The organism is Streptomyces piniterrae, assembly GCF_005048155.1.
Lineage (GTDB): Bacteria > Actinomycetota > Actinomycetes > Streptomycetales > Streptomycetaceae > Streptomyces > Streptomyces piniterrae.
In genome coordinates this window covers 347,777-368,076 of sequence record NZ_SUMB01000001.1, presented here as the reverse complement: position 1 = coordinate 368,076, position 20,300 = coordinate 347,777, and the positions used below count along the sequence as shown (strand labels likewise).

At 70.3% G+C, this 20,300-nt stretch carries 20 protein-coding genes; 10 read left to right on the top strand and 10 right to left on the bottom strand.

Going from position 1 to position 20,300, the window contains the following annotated elements:
- Positions 1-66 precede the first annotated feature (66 nt).
- Positions 67-822 carry a class I SAM-dependent methyltransferase gene (locus FCH28_RS01505; protein WP_136737815.1) on the top strand — a complete coding sequence of 252 codons (756 nt, stop codon included), beginning with the start codon at positions 67-69 and terminating at the stop codon, positions 820-822.
- Between the two features lie 30 nt (positions 823-852).
- Here the strand turns inward: FCH28_RS01505 and FCH28_RS01500 are convergent, their stop codons facing one another.
- The 7 genes from FCH28_RS01500 to FCH28_RS01470 all read right to left on the bottom strand — a co-directional run bounded on the left by FCH28_RS01500 (position 853) and on the right by FCH28_RS01470 (position 6,723).
- A complete protein-coding gene (locus FCH28_RS01500) occupies positions 853-2,169 on the bottom strand; it encodes an MFS transporter (protein ID WP_136737814.1) in 1,317 nt (438 codons plus the stop codon).
- On the bottom strand, positions 2,166-3,215 hold the full coding sequence (gene pdxA / locus FCH28_RS01495; protein WP_136737813.1) for a 4-hydroxythreonine-4-phosphate dehydrogenase PdxA: 1,050 nt from the start codon (positions 3,213-3,215) through the stop codon (positions 2,166-2,168). Before pdxA ends, FCH28_RS01500 begins: the two co-directional genes overlap by 4 nt.
- Entirely contained in the window at positions 3,212-4,612 is a 1,401-nt protein-coding gene (locus FCH28_RS01490) for a four-carbon acid sugar kinase family protein (RefSeq protein ID WP_246102367.1), read from the bottom strand. Before FCH28_RS01490 ends, pdxA begins: the two co-directional genes overlap by 4 nt.
- A 163-nt stretch (positions 4,613-4,775) precedes the next feature.
- The gene (locus FCH28_RS01485; RefSeq protein ID WP_136737811.1) at positions 4,776-5,570 is read right to left on the bottom strand and encodes a DeoR/GlpR family DNA-binding transcription regulator; all 795 of its coding nucleotides are present in this window, start codon (positions 5,568-5,570) and stop codon (positions 4,776-4,778) included.
- A 142-nt stretch (positions 5,571-5,712) separates the two neighbouring features.
- Positions 5,713-5,946 carry a DUF6296 family protein gene (locus FCH28_RS01480; protein ID WP_136737810.1) on the bottom strand — a complete coding sequence of 78 codons (234 nt, stop codon included), beginning with the start codon at positions 5,944-5,946 and terminating at the stop codon, positions 5,713-5,715.
- Between the two features lie 307 nt (positions 5,947-6,253).
- Complete coding sequence (locus FCH28_RS38805; protein ID WP_136737809.1) at positions 6,254-6,484, bottom strand: hypothetical protein; 231 nt, start codon at positions 6,482-6,484, stop codon at positions 6,254-6,256.
- A gap of 2 nt (positions 6,485-6,486) precedes the next feature.
- The gene (locus FCH28_RS01470; protein ID WP_136737808.1) at positions 6,487-6,723 is read right to left on the bottom strand and encodes a DUF6400 family protein; all 237 of its coding nucleotides are present in this window, start codon (positions 6,721-6,723) and stop codon (positions 6,487-6,489) included.
- Positions 6,724-7,027: 304 nt separating this feature from the next.
- On the opposite strand from FCH28_RS01470, the gene FCH28_RS01465 reads away from it, so the two are divergent.
- The gene (locus FCH28_RS01465; protein WP_136737807.1) at positions 7,028-7,429 is read left to right on the top strand and encodes a VOC family protein; all 402 of its coding nucleotides are present in this window, start codon (positions 7,028-7,030) and stop codon (positions 7,427-7,429) included.
- Between the two features lie 6 nt (positions 7,430-7,435).
- Here the strand turns inward: FCH28_RS01465 and FCH28_RS01460 are convergent, their stop codons facing one another.
- A complete protein-coding gene (locus FCH28_RS01460; RefSeq protein WP_136737806.1) occupies positions 7,436-8,131 on the bottom strand; it encodes a TetR/AcrR family transcriptional regulator in 696 nt (231 codons plus the stop codon).
- Between the two features lie 360 nt (positions 8,132-8,491).
- On the opposite strand from FCH28_RS01460, the gene FCH28_RS01455 reads away from it, so the two are divergent.
- From FCH28_RS01455 to FCH28_RS01445, 3 genes are read left to right on the top strand one after another with little or no spacing between them, the layout of a single operon-like run.
- Positions 8,492-10,063, top strand: coding sequence for an APC family permease (locus FCH28_RS01455; RefSeq protein WP_342781569.1), 1,572 nt, complete (start codon positions 8,492-8,494; stop codon positions 10,061-10,063).
- 57 nt (positions 10,064-10,120) lie between these two features.
- Positions 10,121-11,839, top strand: coding sequence for an amidohydrolase (locus FCH28_RS01450; protein WP_136737805.1), 1,719 nt, complete (start codon positions 10,121-10,123; stop codon positions 11,837-11,839).
- A gap of 12 nt (positions 11,840-11,851) precedes the next feature.
- Positions 11,852-12,913 carry a hypothetical protein gene (locus tag FCH28_RS01445; protein WP_136737804.1) on the top strand — a complete coding sequence of 354 codons (1,062 nt, stop codon included), beginning with the start codon at positions 11,852-11,854 and terminating at the stop codon, positions 12,911-12,913.
- On the opposite strand, the gene FCH28_RS01440 is transcribed toward FCH28_RS01445, so the two are convergent.
- Positions 12,864-14,165: an ROK family transcriptional regulator gene (locus FCH28_RS01440; protein WP_136737803.1), complete on the bottom strand. Its 1,302-nt coding sequence runs from the start codon at positions 14,163-14,165 to the stop codon at positions 12,864-12,866. The genes FCH28_RS01445 and FCH28_RS01440 overlap by 50 nt on opposite strands.
- 154 nt (positions 14,166-14,319) lie before the next feature.
- Here FCH28_RS01440 and FCH28_RS01435 point away from each other — a divergent pair, with 154 nt between their 5' ends.
- The 4 genes from FCH28_RS01435 (at position 14,320) to FCH28_RS01420 (ending at position 18,950) form a co-directional block, all read left to right on the top strand.
- Complete coding sequence (locus tag FCH28_RS01435) at positions 14,320-15,636, top strand: ABC transporter substrate-binding protein (protein ID WP_136737802.1); 1,317 nt, start codon at positions 14,320-14,322, stop codon at positions 15,634-15,636.
- The gene (locus FCH28_RS01430) at positions 15,633-16,595 is read left to right on the top strand and encodes a carbohydrate ABC transporter permease (protein WP_136737801.1); all 963 of its coding nucleotides are present in this window, start codon (positions 15,633-15,635) and stop codon (positions 16,593-16,595) included. Before FCH28_RS01435 ends, FCH28_RS01430 begins: the two co-directional genes overlap by 4 nt.
- Positions 16,588-17,478 (top strand): carbohydrate ABC transporter permease, encoded by an 891-nt coding sequence (locus FCH28_RS01425; protein ID WP_136737800.1) that lies wholly within the window; start codon positions 16,588-16,590, stop codon positions 17,476-17,478. The genes FCH28_RS01430 and FCH28_RS01425 overlap by 8 nt, the downstream gene beginning before the upstream one ends.
- A gap of 143 nt (positions 17,479-17,621) precedes the next feature.
- A complete protein-coding gene (locus tag FCH28_RS01420; RefSeq protein WP_425471868.1) occupies positions 17,622-18,950 on the top strand; it encodes a GH1 family beta-glucosidase in 1,329 nt (442 codons plus the stop codon).
- Positions 18,951-19,009: 59 nt separating this feature from the next.
- Here the strand turns inward: FCH28_RS01420 and FCH28_RS01415 are convergent, their stop codons facing one another.
- Positions 19,010-19,420: an organic hydroperoxide resistance protein gene (locus FCH28_RS01415; RefSeq protein ID WP_136737798.1), complete on the bottom strand. Its 411-nt coding sequence runs from the start codon at positions 19,418-19,420 to the stop codon at positions 19,010-19,012.
- A gap of 129 nt (positions 19,421-19,549) precedes the next feature.
- Here FCH28_RS01415 and FCH28_RS01410 point away from each other — a divergent pair, with 129 nt between their 5' ends.
- Positions 19,550-20,011 carry a MarR family winged helix-turn-helix transcriptional regulator gene (locus FCH28_RS01410; protein ID WP_136737797.1) on the top strand — a complete coding sequence of 154 codons (462 nt, stop codon included), beginning with the start codon at positions 19,550-19,552 and terminating at the stop codon, positions 20,009-20,011.
- The last annotated feature ends 289 nt before the right edge of the window (positions 20,012-20,300 follow it).

The window sequence follows — 20,300 nt, the reverse complement described above, 5'->3', positions numbered from 1 at the left end:
TTTCCAATAGCAGTTGGCAGTGGCAGTCCGCGTGGATGGACAAGAGGGCGAAGGCGGCACGACCGGATGGGCTTGAGCATGGCGACGGCCGCGCGCTGGGTGGAGCGCTGGGAGGGCCAGCAGCAGCGGTACGCGATCGACCGCCAGGAGCGATTCACCGTGATCGCCGATGTGGTCGAGCATATGACGGTGGGTCACTCGACGCCCCTGGTCGTCGACCTCGGCTGCGGTCCCGGCGCGTTGGCGGCCGAGCTCGCCCATCGTCTGCCGGCGGCGGAAATCCTGGCCGTCGACGCCGACCCACTCCTGCTGGAGCTGGGCCGGACCCACTACGGTTCCACCGTCCGATACGTCGAAACGGTGATCGGGGAGCCCGGCTGGCTCAAGGCCCTCGCCCTGCACCGCCCGCTGGACGCGGCCGTCTCGACCACGGCGCTGCACTATCTCTGCACGAAGACGCTACGACGGGTCTACCGGCAGCTGGCCGCCCTGCTGCGGCCCGGCGGCGTCCTGGTCAACGGAGACCATCTGTGCCAGGACGCCCCGACGATCGCCGAGATCGCCGGCGTAGTCGGACGCCGCCGGGCCGAGCGGCAGCACGCGTTCGCGCACGAGGACTGGGACTCGTGGTGGTCGGCCGCGGCCGCCGACCAGGAACTGGCCGACCTGCTCACCGAACGCCGCAGCCGCCGGCTCCCGAGCAGCGAGGAGAACGACCTGACGCTCTCCGCACACGTGGCTCTGCTGCACGAGGCGGGGTTCCGGCACGTCGGCCCGGTATGGCAGTTCGGCAACAGTCAGGTGCTGGTTGCCGTGCGGTAGGGCTGGAGGTGTCAGGGTTGACCGGCATGGTCAGCGGGACAGGCCGGCTCGGGCGTTCGGCACCTGATCGCCCATCGGATTCCTCGGCCGCAGTCCGATGGTCACCAGCGCCACGGCCACCGCCAGGAAGGCCGCCAAGACGGCGAAGCCCGTCAGGCTGGAGCCTGTGGCGTCGGTCAGCCAGCCGACGAGGTACGGCCCGGCGAAGCCGCCGAGGTTGCCCAAGGCGTTGATCAGGCCCATCGCCACGGCCACCACCTCGAAGCGCAGAAGTTGGCCGGGGATCGCCCAGAACGGACCGTACGGTGCGTACACCGCGGCGGCCGTCACGCACAGCAGCGCCATCCGGGCGAGGGAGCCGTCCACGGCCTGTCCCAGCAGCAGTGCCGCGATGCCCACGACGAGGGGCACGGCCACCGCCTGGCGGCGTTTTCCGGTGCGGTCGGACCAGGCGGCGTTGGCCGTCATGGCGGCCAGCGCGAGGGCGAACGGCACCGCGGTGAGCAGTCCGACCTCGGTGGACGATCCGTCGTGTGTCAGCTCCTTGATGACCGAGGGCAGCCACAGACTGAAGCCGTAGAAGCCAGTGATCCAGAAGAAGTAGACGCCGATGAGGACGAGGACGGATCGGTGCTTGACGGCGTCCAGGTACGAGCCGCTGCCCGCCGCGGGCTTGGCTGCTTCGTCGGCGGCGATCGACCGCTCCAGGTGGTCGGCCTCGGCGCGGGAGATCCACCGGGCGCACGCCGGGCGGTCGGCGACCGCGAACCACCAGACCACCGCCCATAGGAGTGGCGGGATGCCCTGGAGAACCAGTACCCAGCGCCAGCTCGCGTGGTCGAGCATCCAGCCGGAGAGCGGTGCCATGAGGATCGAGGAGAGCGGAAGGCAGGTCATCCACAGGGCGTTGGCACGGGCGCGCTCGCGCAGCGGGAACCACGAAGCGAGCAGGATCAGTACGGCCGGCCACACGCCGCCCTCGAAGAAGCCCAGCACGAAGCGCGCGGCGTAGAACTGTGTCCTGCTCTGCACCAGGCCGGACAGCATCGCGGCCAGTCCCCACGCGATCATGAGCAGGACGACGGTCTTACGGGCGCTCCAGCGCTGGGCGAGGATCGCGGCGGGGATCTGGAGGAAGACGTAGCCGACGAAGAAGATGCCGCCGACCATTCCCTTGTCGGCGTTGGAAAGGGCCAGGTCGCCGTGCATGTAGGGGAGGATCACGGAGACGTTGTTGCGGTCCAGATACGCCAACATGTACATGACGGCGGCGACGGGAATGACGTACGTCCAGCGCTTGGCCGGAACGGGCTCCGGAATGGGCTGAGGCACCGCGTCCGTCGTCATGCGCCCGCCGTCCCGTAGGTGGCCCGGATACGGTCCGTGAAGCGGCTGAAGTCGGCGGCGGCGCGGAAGGCGGCGGCCATGGTGCCGTGTGAGGCGCGGCCGGTTCCCGCGATGTCGAAGGCGGTGCCGTGATCGACGGAGGTGCGCAGGATCGGCAGGCCGACGGTGACGGACACCGTGCCGTCGAAGTCGACTGTCTTGGCGGGGATATGGCCCTGATCGTGGAAGTGGCTCAGCACTCCGTCGAAGCGGCCTTCGAGGCCCTGGTGAAAGACGGAGTCGGCGGGGACGGGGCCGACCACGCCGTGCCCCTCCGAGGCCGCCTTCTCGACGGCGGGGCGCAGCACGGTGATTTCCTCGTCGCCGAAGTGTCCGCCCTCGCCACCGTGCGGGTTGATCGCGGCTACGGCGAGGCGGGGTTCGTCGTGTCCGAAGACGCGGAGAGCGGTGAGGGCGTGGCGGATGCTCGCCGCGACCCGTTCCTCGGTGATCTGGTCGAGGGCCTTGCGGAGCGACAGATGGCGGGTGGTGAAGAAGATCTTGAGGCCGCGGACGACGAACATGGTGTCGAAGTGCGCGGCGCCGGTGAGTTCGCCCAGCATCTCGGTGTGGCCGAGGTGCTGCGAACCGGCCGCCCAGATCGCCTCCTTGTTGATCGGTGAGGTGACGACCCCGTCGACCTCGCCGGCCAGTGCGGCGCGGGTGGCGGCCTCGATGGCGGCCACGGCGGACCGGCCGGCCAGCGCGTCGACCTTCCCCCATGGCAGGTCGGCGGGTGCGATGGCGAGGTCGAGTACGTCGATGGTGCCGGGCTCGTAGCGGGCCTCGGCGGGCGAGCCGACCGCGTGCACCCGGACGTCCAGACCGCAGATGTCGACGGCGCGGCGCAGTACGGCGGCGTCGCCGACGGCGAGCCCGCGGCCGAGCGCGGTGATGGCCGGGTCGGCGAGCGTACGGGCGGTGATCTCGGGGCCGATGCCGACGGGATCGCCGAGGGTTACGGCGAGGGTGGGAGTGGGGGGAGTGGGGAGTTGATCGGGGGTCATGGGGTTGCCTCTCGGGACGGGGGCGGCGGGGTCTGGGGCGGGCCCTCGGTCGGGCTCAGGGTCGGGCCCCGGGTCGGCCTCGGGCTCGCCTTCGGGTGCCCGGCCGACGGATGGGGCGCGCTGTGCGCGATGCGCGTGCAGGCCGCGCGCAGGTGTTCCAGGCAGTCGCGGGCGGCGTCCGGGCCGCCGATGAGGCCGCCCTTGGTGGCGAAGAGCAGCCCGTCGTAAGGCCCTCCCACCAGGTGCCCCGCGATGGCCAGCGGCAGTACCTCGGTCTCGATGGCGAAGCCGTCCGCGCCCAGTGCGGAGGTGACGGCGGCGGCGACATCGCCGCCCGACGCGTACAGGCCGCCGGGCCGGAACTCGGCCACCGCGCGGCGGGCGACGTCGGCCAGACAGCGCAGGATGCGCGCGGCGGTATCAGGATCGGGATCGGGCCCGGCGGGGGCTTCTGTGGCCGGGCTGGGCCGCGGCTCGGGTGCCACCCGTACGCCGAGGACCGCGGCCCCCTCCTGCGCCGCCGTCCGCAGCGCCCCCATAAGGCGGTCGGGGTCCGGGTGGGTGGGGTCGAGGTCGACCCAGCGGGCACCGAGAGCGGTCTCCGTACGGGCGAGTTGGTCGCGGGTGCGGTCCGTGACGCTGCCGACAATCGCGAGGATGGGGGCGGGCGCAGCGCCCTCGGGTCGCAGGCCGAGTTCGGCGGCGAGGGCCGCGCCGAAGGGGCCGGAGTCCATCGCGACCCAGCGGACACCGTCCTGTGCGGCCAGGCGTGCGGCGGCCACCGCGACGGTCCGTAAGTGTGCGTTCTCGGTGGCGTCGCAGACCACGATGGCGGCGCGGCTCTCGCTCAACGCCGCCGCCACAGCGTCCGGTCCGCGCTCCACCACATCGAGCGTGAGCTCCGCCGTACTCCGGCGGGTCTGCGTGCCCAGCACGTCCGCGACGCGTGAATGCCGGACGGGATCGAACGGGTCGCGGGCTACCGCGGTCCGAGTGAGCGGTACGCTGTCGACAAGGTGCAGGCCGCCGACGGTGGTTCGGCCCGCGTCGGGGAAGGCGGGGACAGCGAGCACCCGGACACGCGCCGAGGGGGCGCGCACGGTGAGCGCGTCGACGACCGCATCGATCTCCCTTCCCGGGTTGCCGCGCAGTGTGGTGTCGACCCGCTTCACGACCAGAGGTACTTCACCCGCCGTTTCCACGACGGCTTTGACGGCCGCGTAGGCGCGGGACGGGGCCCAGTGGCGGGAGGCCGTGTTGACGACGAGTACGTCCACCTGGTGTGCGTAGCGCCGTACTTGGGCGAGCGCGCCGACGGTGATGGCTCGTAGGCCGAGCCGGGTGTAGAGCGCTCCGGTCGCGTTGCTTCCGGTGAGGTCATCTCCGATGACGAGCACCTGCGCCAAGAGGTCTCCTCCCGTCGGCTCCGGTGCCGTCCCGATCTCCGGCCCCGACCCCAAAATGAATGAACCACGCAATCCATGCACTCAACGATGCGCGTTTCACGCAAATTCAGAGTGGCGATCCATCCGACGGGCTGTCAAGGGAGTACCGCGCCGCCTACTGCTCCGACCGCACCGAGCGCCCTGACTGCACCGACCGTACCGACCAACCTGCCTGCTCAAATGCCGCCAACCGCTCGGCGTCGCCCCCGGATATCAGCCCGGTTCCGGCGGGCATGGCGGCCCAGTAGGGGAAGCCCCCTCCCCCGGCCAACTTGGAATGGTCGGCGAGCACCCAGCAGGCACGGGCGCACTCGGCCATCGTCTCCTTCAAAGCGGCCTGTTCGAGGTCCGGGCAGTTGATGCCCCGGCGGGGGTCCAGCCCGTCGACGCCGAGGAACGCGATGTCCGGGGTGAGGCGGCGCAGCGCCTGTTCCGTCCGGGTGCCGAGGAGCGACTCGTTGGGGCGCCGCAGCCGCCCTCCGAGCACCACGACGTCCACCTCGGCGTCCGCCAGCTCCACGAGCGTGGAGAGTCCATTGGTGATGACGGTGATGTCCGTGCGGTCCCGGAGTTCGTGCGCCAGCCTGGCTACCGTCGTACCCGCGTCGAGCAGCACGACGTCACCGCTTCGGACGAGCCCGGCCGCGACGCGGGCGATGGCGTCCTTCTCGGTGCGCTGCACCCGCTCCTTGTCGTGCCAGGACCGCTCCACGGCGCGATGGTCGACCGCGCCACCGTAAGTACGCGTGATCCGGCCGGCATCGGCCAGCGCGGCCAGGTCACGGCGGATGGTGGACAGGGATACGTCGAACTCGGCGGCCAGGTCGTGCACGCTGACGTCGTCGGCGCCGAGCAACTCCACCAGGCGCTGCCGCCGCCTCCGGGTGGCCGAGCGCTCCCCATTGCCCACTTCACTGCCCGCCTCTGCCTGCCACCCACCACCCGCTCCCGGTGGGCTAGTTGCGTGATTCGCGCAAGTCGAGGTTAGCAGTCGGCCGCGAAGCCGGACTTCGGGCTGTGAGCTACAGCCCGGTCAGGCTGGTCAGAGCCGGTCAAGGGGTCAGCGGCCGCGCCATCAGCGGCGCCCGGAGCACTTGGTGACCGCCGCTGGCCAGCATGCGCACCTCTCCCCGGTCGCTGATCTCCGCGCGTACGATTCCGGTCTCGTCCTCGTAGATCGGGTATCCGCCCGCGCCTGCCTTTTCGGTGCGCCGGACGGTCACCACGTCGTCTTCCACGACGGACGCCTGAAATACCAGCTCGTAGCTTTCCGGGTAATCCTCCATGGTGGCCTCCCTACAAGGCTCTGCAGGGGCCTGAAGCGCAGCTCCGCCTCCGCCGCCGCGCGCCCGCCATATCTGGACGCATATCCATGGTCTCCCAGGCCTGCCCGCAGCGCCTCAGGAGCGGTGGAACGAGCGGAGGGGCCCTGAGCGGCCGCACCTCGGCGGCATGCCCGCCCGGCCTGCTGGTCGGCAAGACGCGGCCCTGGAGGCCGCCTCGCCCCTCGCAGCGGCTTTCCCGCCATGGTCGTGACTGTGAGCGATCGGCTCTTAACCGTCTGACCTCATCGAGGCGTTGCCGGACTCGCCCTCAGGAGGCCGTGCGGCTGCCCGCCCCGAATTCCGATTCCCAGGCCCACAGGTGGGTGCAGTTGGGGCACTGCAAATGCAGCACACTGCCCTTGTTCGACAGCAGATAGCGCCAGTGGTCTCTGCATGTACGGCCATCGAGGCAGCTCGTGCAGTCCCGGTGATCATGGCATCGAGGGCACGGGACCCAGGCCCGGCGGCCGATATCGGCGGTGGGGTCGAGCGGGATCATGGTCACTCCCGCCCGGAGGCCGGCAGGACACCCGCGGCGACCAGCATCTCGTAGGTGGCCTGCTGCTCCGCGTCCAGGCCGGAGTACAGGAGCCGGTTGGCCTCCGTCTCGGCCTCCAGCACCGCGACGGGGTCCCAGGTGTCCCCCAGCGCGGCGAGGACTTCGGTGCGCCGCCGGGTTTCGTGCTCGGTGAGGTCGAACTCGAATATCTGGTGGTCCGAGGTGTTGCGGTCGATCATGGTGCGCTTCCCATACCACTTACGGATGATTCGGACGTGTCTACCAAGAGGGCTGGGATTGAGGAAGCGTCAGGTGGAAAAGGAGGCCGAGCCCCATCGGGACAGGCGGCTAAAGCGGCACTATCTCGGCGAATTTTCACGCCCAATGTCCTGATTTGACGCGCCTGGCAGGGGTGATGAATTTCATCCATGGGGTGGTCCTTGGAAGTGGGACAGCAAGTGGGACAGTAAGTGGGACAGCTTCTGTCCTATATCGCTCCTAAGGTCAGGGCTCCAGACTTCGGGCTTTGGGAAGGGGCAGGAAATGTTGCGAGGGTTCAGCACGATCAGTTTCTGGGCGGACGATCTGGCCGCGGCGAAGAGTTGGTACGCCGAACTGCTCGGTATCGACCCGTACTTCGAGCGGCCGGGGTACGCCGAATTCCGGCTCGGCGATTATCAGCATGAGCTGGGTCTGATCGACAGGCGCTATGCACCGGAAGGCGGCGCGGCGAGCGGCTCGGGCGGTGCCGTGATGCATTGGCACGTCGACGACGTCATGGCCGCTCTCGAGAAATTGCTCGCGATGGGTGCGAAGGAGTATCAGCCGGTCACCGAACGTGGCGCGGGGTTCGTGACCGCTTCCGTGGTCGATCCGTTCGGGAACATCCTCGGCATCATGTACAGCCCGCACTACCTGGAGGTGCTCGGCGCGGGGCGCCCATGAGCCCGCTCACCGCTCCCGCCCCGCCGCCTCCCCTTTCAGCGCCGCGAGGAGGAGATCCAGCGCGGGCTCGACGGCCGACCCCGCCATCAGCGGCAAGTGCTCCCGTACGCGATGCAGGCTCGGGTACTCGTCGGCTGGCAGGGCTCCGTACGCGGCCTGCCACGCCCGCTCGTCCGCCGCGCGCTGCGCCGGGGCCAGCCGCGCCACACCTGCGTCCAGCGCCGCGTGGCCCAGGACGGTGTCGATGAGCGTGTGGTAGTGCCGTACGGCGGTGGCGTCGTCGAAACCGGCCTGGAGCAGCAGGCCGACGCCCGTCTCGACGGCGCGTTGCTCGTGGGGGCGGCCCGTGACGCGGATGGTGCTGAACGCGGCGATCTGCGGATGCCGGAGCGCGGAACGGTAGGCGCACAGGCACAGTTCACGCAGGTCGGCGGCCCAGTCGCCGCTGAGTGCGAAGTCGGCCATGGACTCACCGATGAGGCGGTCGGCCAGTGCCAGCAGCAGCTCCTCGGTGTTGCGGAAGTAGCGGTAGACGGCGGACGGATCGGCACCGAGGGCGGCGCCGAGTTTCCGCACGGTGAAAGCCTGGGCCCCCTGGGCGTCGATGAGTTCACGCGCCGTGTCGACGATGAGATCCACGGACAGGACCACGCCCGAGCCGGTCGGCCGCCGCCGCTTGCGCTCCACCGGGACACGCTTCATCGGGGCACGTTCCACCGGGGCACGATCGCTCGATCCACGCTCCCCCGGGTCCCGCTCACCCGATCCGCGCTCCCCCGGAACGTGATCGCTCTCCGTCATGCCGCCCCTCCGCTCCGCTCCCACTCCGGGACCGCTCGGGCCTCGCCCGCCGATGCCGCCCACACCCGGGCAAGTTAATCACCACATTACGTCAACATCGTTGACACAAGCTTGGGCGGACTGTTTTATCGGCGCACGCAGGAGACCTCGCCCCACCCCCTCGCTCCACCCCACCCCGCCCGCCCCGCCCAAGGAGTGAGTGCCATGCCCTCCGCAATGCAGCAGGTGCAGAAGGTGCCGCAGGACCCCGGCCGGCCAAGGATGCGCCGATCGCTGGGTGTGAAGGACGGTGTGGCGATCGCCGCGTCGAGTACCGCCGCCACGACCAGCATCGGCATCGGGATGGGCGCACTGGCCGCGTACGCCGGCCGGCAGACCCCCGCCCTGCTGCTGCTCGCGTTCCTCCCGATCCTCGGTATCGCGCTGTCGTACGCCCGGCTCAACCGCTCCGAGCCGAACATGGGCAGCGGCTACACCTGGGTCGGCCGGTCCATCGGCCCCTGGCCGGGGTTTCTCACCGGGTGGGTGGTGCTGGTCGGCAACGTGATCTTCATGGCGTACACGGGTGCGGTCACCGGGTCCGTCGTGCTCCAGTTCCTCAACAAGCTGGGTCTGCGCAGCGTGCTCGGACTCGAACTGGATCCGTCCTCGACCGGCGTCAGCACCGCGGTCGGCCTGGTCGCGCTGGTCGTTGTCACGATCACCGCGATCACCGGCGTCCGGTCCGCGACCCGGCTGCAAATGGGGCTGCTGATCTTCGAGTACGCGGTCCTGCTGGTCTTCTGCGGCTATGCCCTGATCGTGGGCGACCAGCCGTTCTCGCTGTCCTGGCTCAACCCGTTCGAGATCGGCTCGCCGACGGCGCTGGCGCAGGGAATGGTGCTCGCGGTGTTCATCTACTGGGGATGGGATGCCGCGTTCAGCGTCAACGAGGAGACCCGCAGTGCTTCCGACGCCGCGCGCGGCGGCCTGATCGCGCTGGTCGCGATGCTCGGCCTGTTCCTCGTCGGCGCGCTCGCGTTCCAGCGGGTGATGGACGCGGACGAACTCATCCGCAACGGCCCGCAGGCGCTCACCTTCCTGGGCAGCCGGCTGGCCCCGGAGCCCTGGGCCTCCCTGCCGCTGGCCGCGCTGATGTGCTCCGCCTTCGCCTCCCTCCAGTCCAGCGTCATCCCCACCGCGCGCGGTGCGCTGGCCATGGGGCGGGACCGTACGCTCGGCTCCATATGGCAGCGCGTACACCCGCGCTACGGGTCGCCCGCCGCCGGAACCCTGCTGATCATGGCCATCGCGGCACTGCTGGCGGTGCTCGCCGTCGGCATTCCCGAGCTCAACGACATGATCCTCACCGCCGTCAACTCCATCGGCCTCACGGTGGCCCTCTACTACGGACTCACCGCGCTGGCCTGCGCCGTGCGCTTCCGCGCGAGCCTGCGCGAGGGGGTGGTGCGCGCGCTACGGGACGTGGTCGTCCCGGCGGCGAGCGCGCTGGTCCTGTTCGGGCTCGGCGGCTACCTCGTCGTCAACTACGCGACCATGAGCGACCATTTCGCCGCGAACCCCGACAACGGCTGGTTCATGCTCACGCTGCCGGCGCTCTTCGTGCTGCTGGGCCTGGCGGTCGCCGCGTGGGCCAAGTGGGTACGCCGCGCCCCGTATTTCCGTACGGGACACGGAACGGACGCGGACGCGATCACGTTGCCGATGGACGGCCCTGTCGGCTCGACGATGGACGGCCGTGTCCGCCCGCCGATCGACGACCGTGTCGGCTCGCCGACGGATGGCCGTGTCGGCCCGCCGATCGACGAGGAGGGCGACCGGACGACCCCATAGCGCCACCCCCCGTTACTCCGCACCCCACAGCCACCCCCACCTAGGAGCAGCAACCGCATGCCCCCGAACGCCAGCCCCACCCCGGTCTCGACCTCGGCCCCCGACCTCGTCTTCCTCTCCGGCCGTGACCACACCACAGCTCCCGAGCACACCACCGGCCGGGTCCACACCGTCGACCCCGCGCGCCCCCGGGTGGGCGCCGTGGCCGTCAGCGGGGACCGTATCGTCGCCGTCGGGCACGAGGCGGAGATCCGTGAGCTCATCGGCCCCGGTACGGAGATCGTCGATCTACGAGGCAAGCTGCTCATCCCCGGATTCCAGGACGCGCATGTCCATCCGGTGGGCGGCGGGCTGGAGTTGGGCCAGTGCGATCTGAGCTCGGCGGTCACGGCGGACGCGTATCGCGAGCTGATCGCCGCCTACGCCGTGGCCCACCCGGATGCCCCGTGGATCACTGGTGGCGGCTGGTCCCTGGAGGCGTTCCCCGGCGGCAAGCCGACCCGGGAGTTCCTGGACGCTCTCGTCCCCGACCGCCCGGTCTACCTGGTCAACCGCGATCACCACGGGGGCTGGGCCAACTCCCGCGCCCTGGAACTGGCCGGTCTCACCTCCCGTACTCCCGACCCGGCCGACGGGCGGATCGAGCGGGACGCCGCGGGCGCGCCGTCCGGAATGCTCCAGGAGGGGGCCATGGCGTTGGTGGCCGGACTCATCCCGGAACCGACGCTCGACGAATGCACCGCGGGCCTGCTCAGGGCGCAGCGCCTGCTGCATTCGTACGGGGTGACCGCCTGGCAGGACGCGATACTCGGCCGGGCCGCCGGCATGACCGATCCGGCTCCCGCGTACCTCGCGGCCAGGCGTGACGGCACGCTGACCGCCCGGGTGACCGGGGCGCTGTGGTGGGACCGGGCCCGTGGCGTCGAGCAGATCGACGAACTCCGCGATAGGAGAAGGGAGTTGACGGGTGGACTGCTCCGGGCGACCAGCGTGAAGATCATGCAGGACGGGATCGCGGAGAATCACACGGCGGCCATGCTGAGCCCGTATCTCACCGCGTGCGGCTGCGCGTCCGACAACAGCGGCATCTCGTTCATCGAGCCCGATGAGCTGCGGACGTATGTCACCCGGCTGGACGCCGAGGGGTTCCAGGTGCATTTCCATGCGCTGGGCGACCGGGCCGTGCGGGAGGCGTTGGACGCGGTCGAGGCGGCGCGGCAAGCCAACGGCCGGCGGGACACCCGGCCGCACCTGGCCCATCTCCAGGTCGTCCACCCCGATGACATACCGCGCTTCCGCGAGCTCGGGGCGACGGCGAACATCCAGGCGCTGTGGGCCGCGCACGAGCCGCAGATGGACGAGCTGACCATTCCTTTCCTGGGCGCCCAACGCGCCGCCCGGCAGTATCCGTTCGCCGATCTGCTGCGCTCCGGGGCGACGCTCGCGGCGGGCAGCGACTGGCCGGTCAGCTCGCCCGACCCGATCGCCGCCCTGCATGTCGCGGTGAACCGCCGTACGCCGGACGCGCCGCCCTCGGCGCCGGTCTTCCTGCCCGAGCAGCGGATCGACCTCGGCTCGGCGCTCGCCGCGTACACGGCCGGCAGCGCATACGCCAACCACCTCGACGACACCGGCAGCATCAGGGCCGGGAACCTCGCCGACCTGGTCGTCCTCGACCGCGACCCGTTCGACGGGCCGAGCGAGGAGATCGCCGGGACGCGCGTCCTGCAGACGTTCGTCGGGGGGCGGCGGGTGTACGCGGCCGATGATGCATGAGAATCGCCGGTGATGCGTACTCCACCCCGCCCCATCGACGTCACCGCCGCGCTGCCCGAACTGGCCGCCCATGCCAGGCAGACGACCCGGCTGCACCCCAGGCCGGGGGCACCGTCGGTGGCCGACAGCTCGATCGGCGGTCCGCTGCTGTGGCCCGCCGACGAGCCGTGGCCGGCCTGTTCCGCTCCGCCCCTGGTGCGCCGTGGCGAGCCGTTGGAGCCGTCGCTCACCGCCAGGCTGAAGAGGGCGAAGGCAGAACGGGAAGAGCGGCGGCGGTCGGGGCTCGGGTCGCGGCTCACCGCGGGAGAGCGTGCCCTGCTCGATGACCCGGCCCTGCGGGGCAAGAGCAGCGTCGATCTCGTCAACTACACCGCGCAGTGGTACGAGCCGGAGGACCATCGCGAGCCCAACCCGCTGGTCGCCGTCGCCCAGCTGCACGCCCGCGACATCCCGACGGTGGCGTTTCCGCCGGGGGCCGACCTGCTTCAGGTCCTGTGGTGCCCCACGGATCATCAGAACCCGCCCGGCCAGCCCCGCTACTGCGGCCCGGTGGTCCACCTCGTCTGGCGCCGGGCGGCCGACGTCATGGCGGCGCCGGACCACAGCGGAACGGCGCCTCCCCGGCCCCATGACGCGAAGGACTGCTACCTCCCCACCCCGTGCGTGCTGCACCCCGAGCAGGTCACCGAGTACCAGTACGCGGATCTGCTTCCGGAGGCGCTCCGCGACCGCCTGGACGCCCTCGACGAGGAGTGGGAGAGCGAGACCGAGTACGCCTACCAGTACGACCTGTCGATCGCTCCCGGCTGCAAGGCGGGTGGCTGGGCGTCCTGGCACCTCACCGACCCGGCAGCCGTCGACTGCCGGTGCGGCGCCCCGATGGACGTACTGCTCACGCTCGCCAGCAGCGAATGGGACGGGGGCAGCGGGAGCTGGCGGCCGGTCGAGAACACGGCGGTGGAGCGGGGTGGCGCCGCCACACCGACGGGTTTGACCCACGGCCGCTGGGGCTCGCTGCGGATCTTCAGCTGCCCGGTCGACCCGAGGCATCCCCCTCGGCTGAACATCCAGTAGCCGCGCCAGCCGCCCTTCGCCGCCCTCCGTTCGCGAAGAAGTCCGCGAGCGGCAGGGTGGCGGCGCCCACTGTGACCGCGTCGGGTCCGAGCTCCCCCATGCCGATGGTGACGCGTCCGGCGGGGTGGGCGAGGGCGTATGCGGTGGCGTGGGCGCGGACGGCGGGCAGGAGGTGCGGGCCGAGCCGGAGGCCGGCCCAGCCGCCGATGAGGATGCGTTCGGGGCTGAAGAGATTGATCAGATCGGAGATGCCGGCGCCGAGGTATTCGGCGGTCTCGTCCAGGACGGCGCGGGCGACGGGGTCGGGCGGGACGGCGGCCTCCTGCGGATGGGCGGCGGCCACCAGTGCCGTCACGCCCGCCTCCTCGTCGGCGCCTTCCGGTGGCCGGCCGCCCGCCTCCCGCCAGCGTTCCAGCAGCGCCCCGGATCCGGTGTACGCCTCCAGGCAGCCGCGGGCGCCGCAGCGGCAGCGCCGGCCGCGGACGCTGACCGTCAGATGTCCCCATTCGCCGGCGCTGTTGCGTTCGCCGCCGTGGATGACGCCGTCGGTGACGATGCAGGCGCCGACTCCGGAGCCGAGCAGCACGATGACCGCGTCCTTGGCGCCGCGACCGCCGCCGAACCACATTTCGGCCCGGCCGAGCGCCTTCGCGCCGTTGTTGAGGAAGAACCCTACGCCGGCGGGGAGTTCGACGGCCTCGCGCAGCAGGGCTTCCAGGGGTACGGCGTGCCAGCCGATGGTCTGGCCGTGCACGACGGCGCCGCCGGGGCGGCCGCGTTCCAGGATTCCGGGGACTCCGACGCCGACGCCCAGCAGCCGGTCGGGGGCGATGCCGCCGTCCCTCAGCACGGTGGCTATCCCCGCGCCGACATGACGGGCTATCAGGTTCACGTCGTAGTTGTCGCCACTCAACGGCAGGTCGGCGCGGGCCAGTTCGCCGAGCGTGAGGTCGAAGAGCTCGACCCTGACCCGAGTTTCGCCGACGTCCACGCCGATCAGGTAGCCGCTCGACGGGGCCACCCGCAGCAGGGTACGCGGCCGCCCGCCGTCGGATTCGAGCATGCCGGCCTCCTCCAGCAGCCCGTCCTCGATGAGTTCGGCGACGACATTGCTGATGGATCCTGAACTGAGTCCCGTTGCGGGGACGAGCGCCTGCCGGCTCATGGGCCCGTCGGAATACAACCGTTGCAGAACCGCGGTGCGGTTGGCGCGCCGCAGGTCACGCACGGTCCGGTGGGTGCGTTCCGGCATCTGGTCCCCTTTCGGCCCGCCACCTGCCGGCGTCTGCTCTCTTGACGCGACCTTCTCTCGGGCTTTAACTCACACCCTAAGTTAAGTCATGAAGCCGTTCAGGAACTGAACATGGCGACTTCTTCCGGACTCCTCAGAGAGAGGCGCTTCCGTCATGCGCATACTCCGAGCCGCGACCGTCACCGCCACCGTCACCGCGCTCGCCGCCACGGCCTCCGGATGCGGCGGTGGTACGACCTTCGGGGGCGGCGGCAGCAACGACTCCCCCAAGACGCTGACGTATTGGGCGTCCAACCAGGGTCCGAATGTCGAGGCGGACAAGAAGATCCTCGGTCCCGAGCTGAAGAAGTTCGAGAAACGGACCGGGATCAAGGTGAAACTGGAGGTCATTCCCTGGCCGGAGCTGCTCAACCGGATCCTGGCGGCCACCACGTCGGGGCAGGGGCCCGACGTTCTCAACATCGGCAACACCTGGTCCGCCTCGCTCCAGGCCACCGGAGCGCTGCTCCCCTGGGACAAGCGGAACTTCGACCGGATCGGCGGGCGGGACCGGTTCGTGACGCCGGCGCTGGGCGCCACGGGCGCGGCGGGCAAGGACCCGGCCGCGGTGCCGCTGTACTCGCTGACCTACGCGCTCTACTACAACAAGCGGATGTTCAAGGACGCCGGGATCAGCCAACCGCCCTCCACCTGGGACGAGTTGGTCGCGAACGGAAAGAGGTTGTCCAAGGACGGGAAGTGGGCCCTGGGCGCCGAGGGCGGCCAACTCGCCAACAACATTCACCAGGCGTTCGTCCTCGGCAAGCAGCATGGCGCCGACTTCTTCGACGCCGCCGGCAAACCCACGTTCACCTCGGACGGAGCGGTGGCGGCGGTCAAGCAGTACGTCGACTTCATGGCCAAGGACAAGATCATCGCCCCGGGCAACGCCGAGTACGGGCAGAACCAGTCGCTCAGGGACTTCGCCAAGGGCCGGACCGCGATGGTGCTGTGGCAGGCCGCGGCCACCACCTTCGCGGCCGACGGGATGAAGCCGGCGGACTGGGGCGTCGTACCGGTACCCGTCCCGTCCGGCACTCCGGGCACCGGCAGGCAGACCAACTCCATGCTCGCCGGCATCAACATCGCCGTCTTCAAGAACACCCGCAATCTGAACGGCGCGCGGAAGTTCGTGAAGTTCATGACGAGCGACGCCGAACAGCGGCTGCTCAACAAGACGTATGGCTCCATTCCGCCCGTCAGGACCGCTCAGCTGGACCCCGCGTTCAACCGCCAGGACACCAAAGTGCTGCGCGAGACGCTCACCAGGAGCGCCGCGCCACTCCCCCAGATCGCCGACGAGGCGCAGTTCGAGACCTCCGTCGGCACGGCGATCAAGGATCTGTTCGCCGATGCGGCGTCCGGGCATGCCGTGACGACGGAGTCGGTCAGGGCGCGGCTGGCCAAGGCAGAACAGCAGATGGCGCAGTGAGACGCCGCACCGCCGGCCTCCGCCGACCCGCCGGCCTTCCCCGCTTCGCCCGTCTGCGCCGCATCGGCCTGCCGTATCTGCTCCTGCTGCCCGCGCTGTTGCTGGAACTCCTGGTCCATCTCGCGCCGATGGTCATCGGCATCGTCATGAGCTTCAAGGAGCTGACCCAGCTCTACATCGGCAACTGGGGCGCGGCTCCCTGGAAGGCGCTGGGCAACTACCGGATCAGCGTGGACCTGGACGCTCCCGTGGGCGCCGCACTGCTGCACTCCTTCCTCGTCACCTGTGCTTTCAGTGTGCTGGCCGTGGGGCTGTGCTGGCTCATCGGCACCGCGGCCGCGATCTTCCTGCAGGAGAACTTCAAGGGCCGCGGCCTGCTGCGGGCCGTCTTCCTCACTCCGTACGCACTGCCGATCTACGCCGCGGTGATCACCTGGGCGTTCTTGTTCCAACGGGACAACGGGCTGGTCAACCACGTCCTGCACGACCAGCTGCACCTCACCGACGGCCGGCCCTTCTGGCTGCTGGGGGACAACAGTTTCGTCGCGCTGGTCGTCGTCGCCGTCTGGAAGACCTGGCCGTTCGCGTTCCTCGTCGTGATGGCCGCGCTCCAGAACATCCCCAAGGACCTCTACGAGGCCGCGGCCCTCGACGGTGCCGGCATCCGCCAGCAGATCCGGCGGATCACCCTGCCCGCGCTGCGGCCGATCAACCAGGTCCTGGTGCTGGTGCTGTTCCTATGGACGTTCAACGACTTCAACACGCCGTACGTGCTGTTCGGGAAGGCGGCGCCGGAGGCCGCCGACCTGATCTCCCTCCACATCTACCAGTCCTCGTTCGTCACCTGGAACTTCGGCACCGGCTCGGCCATGTCCGTCCTGCTGCTGCTCTTCCTGCTCCTGGTGACGGCCGGCTATCTCCTGGCCACCTCGCGAGGAAGGAAGCACGCCGATGGCTAGCCCGTCCGTACGCGTCCCACGCCCCTCCCGCAGGCGTTCGCCCATGGCGCCGCCCCGGTCCTTCCTCTGGACCCGCCGGATCTTTCTCACCGCACTGACCGGGTTCGTCCTGCTGCCCGTGTATGTGATGTTCAGCAGCTCGCTCAAGCCGCTGGAGGACGTCTCGGGCGCCTTTCGCTGGCTGCCCAGCGAGGTGACGATCCGTCCGTACCTCGATATCTGGAAGACCGTCCCGCTGGCCCGGTACTTCACCAATTCGCTGATCGTGGCGGGCTCGGCGACGGTCTGCTCGGTGGTCATCGCGATATTCGCCGCATACGCCGTCAGCCGCTACCGCTTCCGCGGCAAGCGGGTCTTCACCGTCACCGTGCTGTCCACGCAGATGTTCCCCGGCATCCTCTTCCTCCTGCCGCTGTTCCTGATCTTCGTCAACATCGGGAACTCCACCGGTATTCCGCTCTACGGCTCCCGCGGCGGCCTCATCCTCACCTATCTGACCTTCTCCCTCCCGTTCTCCATCTGGATGCTGACCGGGTACTTCGCGTCGGTGCCGCGCGAGCTCGACGAGGCCGCCCACGTGGACGGCTGCGGTCCGCTCGGCGCGCTCTTCAGGGTCGTGGTGCCGGCCGCGCTCCCGGGGATCGTCGCGGTCGCCGTGTACGCGTTCATGACGGCCTGGGGCGAGGTGCTGTTCGCCTCCGTCATGACCAACGACACCACCCGCACCCTCTCGGTCGGCCTCCAGGGCTATGCCACGCAGAACGACGTCTACTGGAACCAGGTCATGGCCGCCTCCCTGGTCGTCAGCGTGCCCGTGGTCGCGGGATTCCTGCTCCTCCAGCGCTATCTGGTCGCCGGGCTCACCGCCGGGGCCGTCAAATGACCCACGTCCAGAAAGGCAGGACCTCCGTGACCGACCGGACCGACGTCAACGGGCCCCACTCCGCCCCGACCGACCCCGCCCGGACCCGCCTCTCCCGGCCCGGCCTCTCCCGGCCCGGCCTCTCCCGGATCGGCCTCTCCCGGATCGACCTCGCCGCCCTGCCGGACGACTTCGCCTGGGGCGTGGCCACCTCGGCGTACCAGATCGAGGGAGCCGTCACCGAGGACGGCCGCGGCCCCTCCATCTGGGACACCTTCGCGCACACCCCGGGCAGGACCGACAACGGCGACACCGGCGACACGGCCTGCGACCACTACCACCGGTGGCGCGAGGACATCGCGCTGCTGCGCCAACTGGGCGTCGGCGCCTACCGGTTCTCGATCGCCTGGCCGCGGATCGTCCCGGACGGCGTCGGCCCGGTCAACGCCAGGGGCCTGGCCTTCTACGACCGGCTGGTCGACGGCCTCCTCGAAGCGGGCATCGCCCCGTCCGCCACCCTCTACCACTGGGATCTGCCGCAGGCGCTCCAGGACCGCGGCGGCTGGCCCGAGCGCGAGACGGCGGAGCGCCTCGCGGCCTACGCCTCGGTCGTCGCGGGCAGGCTCGGCGATCGCGTCCGCCATTGGGCCACGCTCAACGAGCCACTGTGCTCCGCCTGGATCGGCCACCTCGAAGGCCGGATGGCGCCCGGCGTCCGGGACCTCACGGCGGCGGTACGCGCCTCGTACCATCTGCTGCTCGGGCACGGCCTGGCCACGCAGGCGATCCGGGCCGCCGCGCCGGAGGCCGAGGTGGGCATCGTCAACAACCTCAACACCGTCGAGCCGGCCACCGGGTCGGCGGCCGATGCCGCGGCGGCGCGCCGGATGGACGGCCACACCAATCGCTGGTGGCTCGACCCCGTACACGGCCGCGGCTTCCCGGCGGACATGCGCGAGGTGTACGGGGTCGAGCTGCCGGAACGGCCCGGCGACCCGGAGATCATCGCTCAGCCGCTGGACTGGCTGGGGCTGAACTACTACTTCCCGGCGGTCGTCGCGGCCGAGCCGGCCGGCCCGCCGCCGTACGCCCGCCAGGTGCGCCGCCCGCACGTCCCCCGTACCGGCATGGACTGGGAGATCGACGCGAACGGCATCGAGACCCTGTTGCTGCGGCTCACCCGGGAGTACGCGCCGCGCAGGATCTACGTCACCGAGAACGGCTCCGCCTACCCCGATGTCGTGGGCCCCGGGGGCACCGTCGAGGACCCCGAGCGGACCGCGTATCTGCACGAGCATGTGGCGGCGTGCGCCCGCGCGGCCCGCCGGGGAGCGCCCCTCGCCGGCTATTTCGCCTGGTCGCTGATGGACAACTTCGAGTGGGCCTACGGCTACGACAAGCGCTTCGGCCTGTTCCACGTCGACTACGCGACGCAGCGCCGCACGCTCAAGGAGAGCGGCCGCCACTACGCGGAACTGATCCGCGGGCGGTAGCGCGCGGCTCGCCCCGATCGCCCTGGCCGGCCGGTTCGCCGTACTCGGCGACGAGCTCGTTACTCGATGACGAGCTCGACGTCGATGTTGCCGCGGGTGGCCTTCGAGTACGGGCAGTACTGGTGCGTCGCCTCGACCAGCTGACGGCCGGTCTCGCCGGCCAGGGCGTCCGGGAGCTCCACCCGCATGATCACGGCGAGGCCGAATCCGGTGTCGTCCTTGCCGATGGAGACCTCGGCGGTCACCGAGACGTCCTTGGTGTCGATCTTCAGCTGGCGTCCGACATTGCCCATCGCGCTGGCGAAGCAGGCCGCGTACCCGGCCGCGAAGAGCTGCTCCGGGTTGGTGCCCGCGCCATTGCCCCCGAGCGCCGGCGGCAGCGCCAGGGCGAGGTCGATCTGGCCGTCGGAGCTGACGGCGCGGCCCTCGCGGCCGTTGGCGGTGGCGACAGCGGTGTACAGCGCGTCCATGTCGGTTCCCTTCGATAGCTCGGCGGCCGTGTCCCGGCCACCCGATGCCCGTAACCATTGCACACGTTTAAGTTGTGCGCAACTAAGTTGCACACAACACAATCGTCCTCGACCGGCTAACCTGGAGCCATGACCCGCCCGACCAGCCCTCCGGTACCCGACGCCGAACTGCTCCGCCTCGACCACCAGGTCTGCTTCTCGCTGCACGCCGCCTCGCGCGCGTTCGGCAGCGTCTACCGGGACGCCCTCAAGGACCTCGGCCTGACCTACCCCCAGTACCTGGTCATGCTGGTCCTCTGGGAGCACGGCCCGCAGCCCGTGAAAACCATCGGCGAGCAGCTCCGGCTGGATTCCGGCACCCTCTCCCCGCTCCTCAAGCGCCTGGAGACCGCCGGTCTGGTACGCCGCGAGCGCAGCGCCGAGGACGAGCGGTCGGTCACCATCCACCTCACCGACGCCGGCGAGGAGCTGCGCGAACGAGCCCTGCCGGTGCCCCGGCGGATGCTGGCCGCGACCGGCCTCACGGTCGATGAACTCCGTACGCTCCGGGGCCTGCTGGGGCGCGTGACCAGCGCCCTCGACGACGCCTGAGCAGGGAAACGACGGGCGGAACCGGCCGGCGCGCCGGTCACGACCAATGACCGACAAAAGTGGCCAAAGTCCGCCAGCCCGCCCGTATCTTCCCGTCGGCCCGCGCCGTTAGGACAAGCAGGTGCGCACCGCGATGCGCGCACAAACGGCGCGCCCTCGCGCACACCCCGCCACGCTCATCACCCCATTGAGCTACCAAGGTTGGGGCGTTTTCGGGACAAAGGCGTATAAAGATTGGCCGTACCAGCCGGAGCCGCCGGCGAGAACCCGCCAGGACGCGGTGGGCAGC

Coding starts and splice junctions, on each gene's coding strand:
- FCH28_RS01505 (WP_136737815.1), top strand. CDS start 67: ATGGGCTTGAGCATGGCGACGGCCGCGCGCTGGGTGGAGCGCTGGGAG.
- FCH28_RS01500 (WP_136737814.1), bottom strand. CDS start 2,169: ATGACGACGGACGCGGTGCCTCAGCCCATTCCGGAGCCCGTTCCGGCC.
- pdxA (WP_136737813.1), bottom strand. CDS start 3,215: ATGACCCCCGATCAACTCCCCACTCCCCCCACTCCCACCCTCGCCGTA.
- FCH28_RS01480 (WP_136737810.1), bottom strand. CDS start 5,946: ATGGAGGATTACCCGGAAAGCTACGAGCTGGTATTTCAGGCGTCCGTC.
- FCH28_RS38805 (WP_136737809.1), bottom strand. CDS start 6,484: ATGATCCCGCTCGACCCCACCGCCGATATCGGCCGCCGGGCCTGGGTC.
- FCH28_RS01470 (WP_136737808.1), bottom strand. CDS start 6,723: ATGATCGACCGCAACACCTCGGACCACCAGATATTCGAGTTCGACCTC.
- FCH28_RS01465 (WP_136737807.1), top strand. CDS start 7,028: ATGTTGCGAGGGTTCAGCACGATCAGTTTCTGGGCGGACGATCTGGCC.
- FCH28_RS01460 (WP_136737806.1), bottom strand. CDS start 8,131: ATGAAGCGTGTCCCGGTGGAGCGCAAGCGGCGGCGGCCGACCGGCTCG.
- FCH28_RS01455 (WP_342781569.1), top strand. CDS start 8,492: ATGCGCCGATCGCTGGGTGTGAAGGACGGTGTGGCGATCGCCGCGTCG.
- FCH28_RS01450 (WP_136737805.1), top strand. CDS start 10,121: ATGCCCCCGAACGCCAGCCCCACCCCGGTCTCGACCTCGGCCCCCGAC.
- FCH28_RS01445 (WP_136737804.1), top strand. CDS start 11,852: ATGCGTACTCCACCCCGCCCCATCGACGTCACCGCCGCGCTGCCCGAA.
- FCH28_RS01440 (WP_136737803.1), bottom strand. CDS start 14,165: ATGCCGGAACGCACCCACCGGACCGTGCGTGACCTGCGGCGCGCCAAC.
- FCH28_RS01435 (WP_136737802.1), top strand. CDS start 14,320: ATGCGCATACTCCGAGCCGCGACCGTCACCGCCACCGTCACCGCGCTC.
- FCH28_RS01425 (WP_136737800.1), top strand. CDS start 16,588: ATGGCTAGCCCGTCCGTACGCGTCCCACGCCCCTCCCGCAGGCGTTCG.
- FCH28_RS01415 (WP_136737798.1), bottom strand. CDS start 19,420: ATGGACGCGCTGTACACCGCTGTCGCCACCGCCAACGGCCGCGAGGGC.
- FCH28_RS01410 (WP_136737797.1), top strand. CDS start 19,550: ATGACCCGCCCGACCAGCCCTCCGGTACCCGACGCCGAACTGCTCCGC.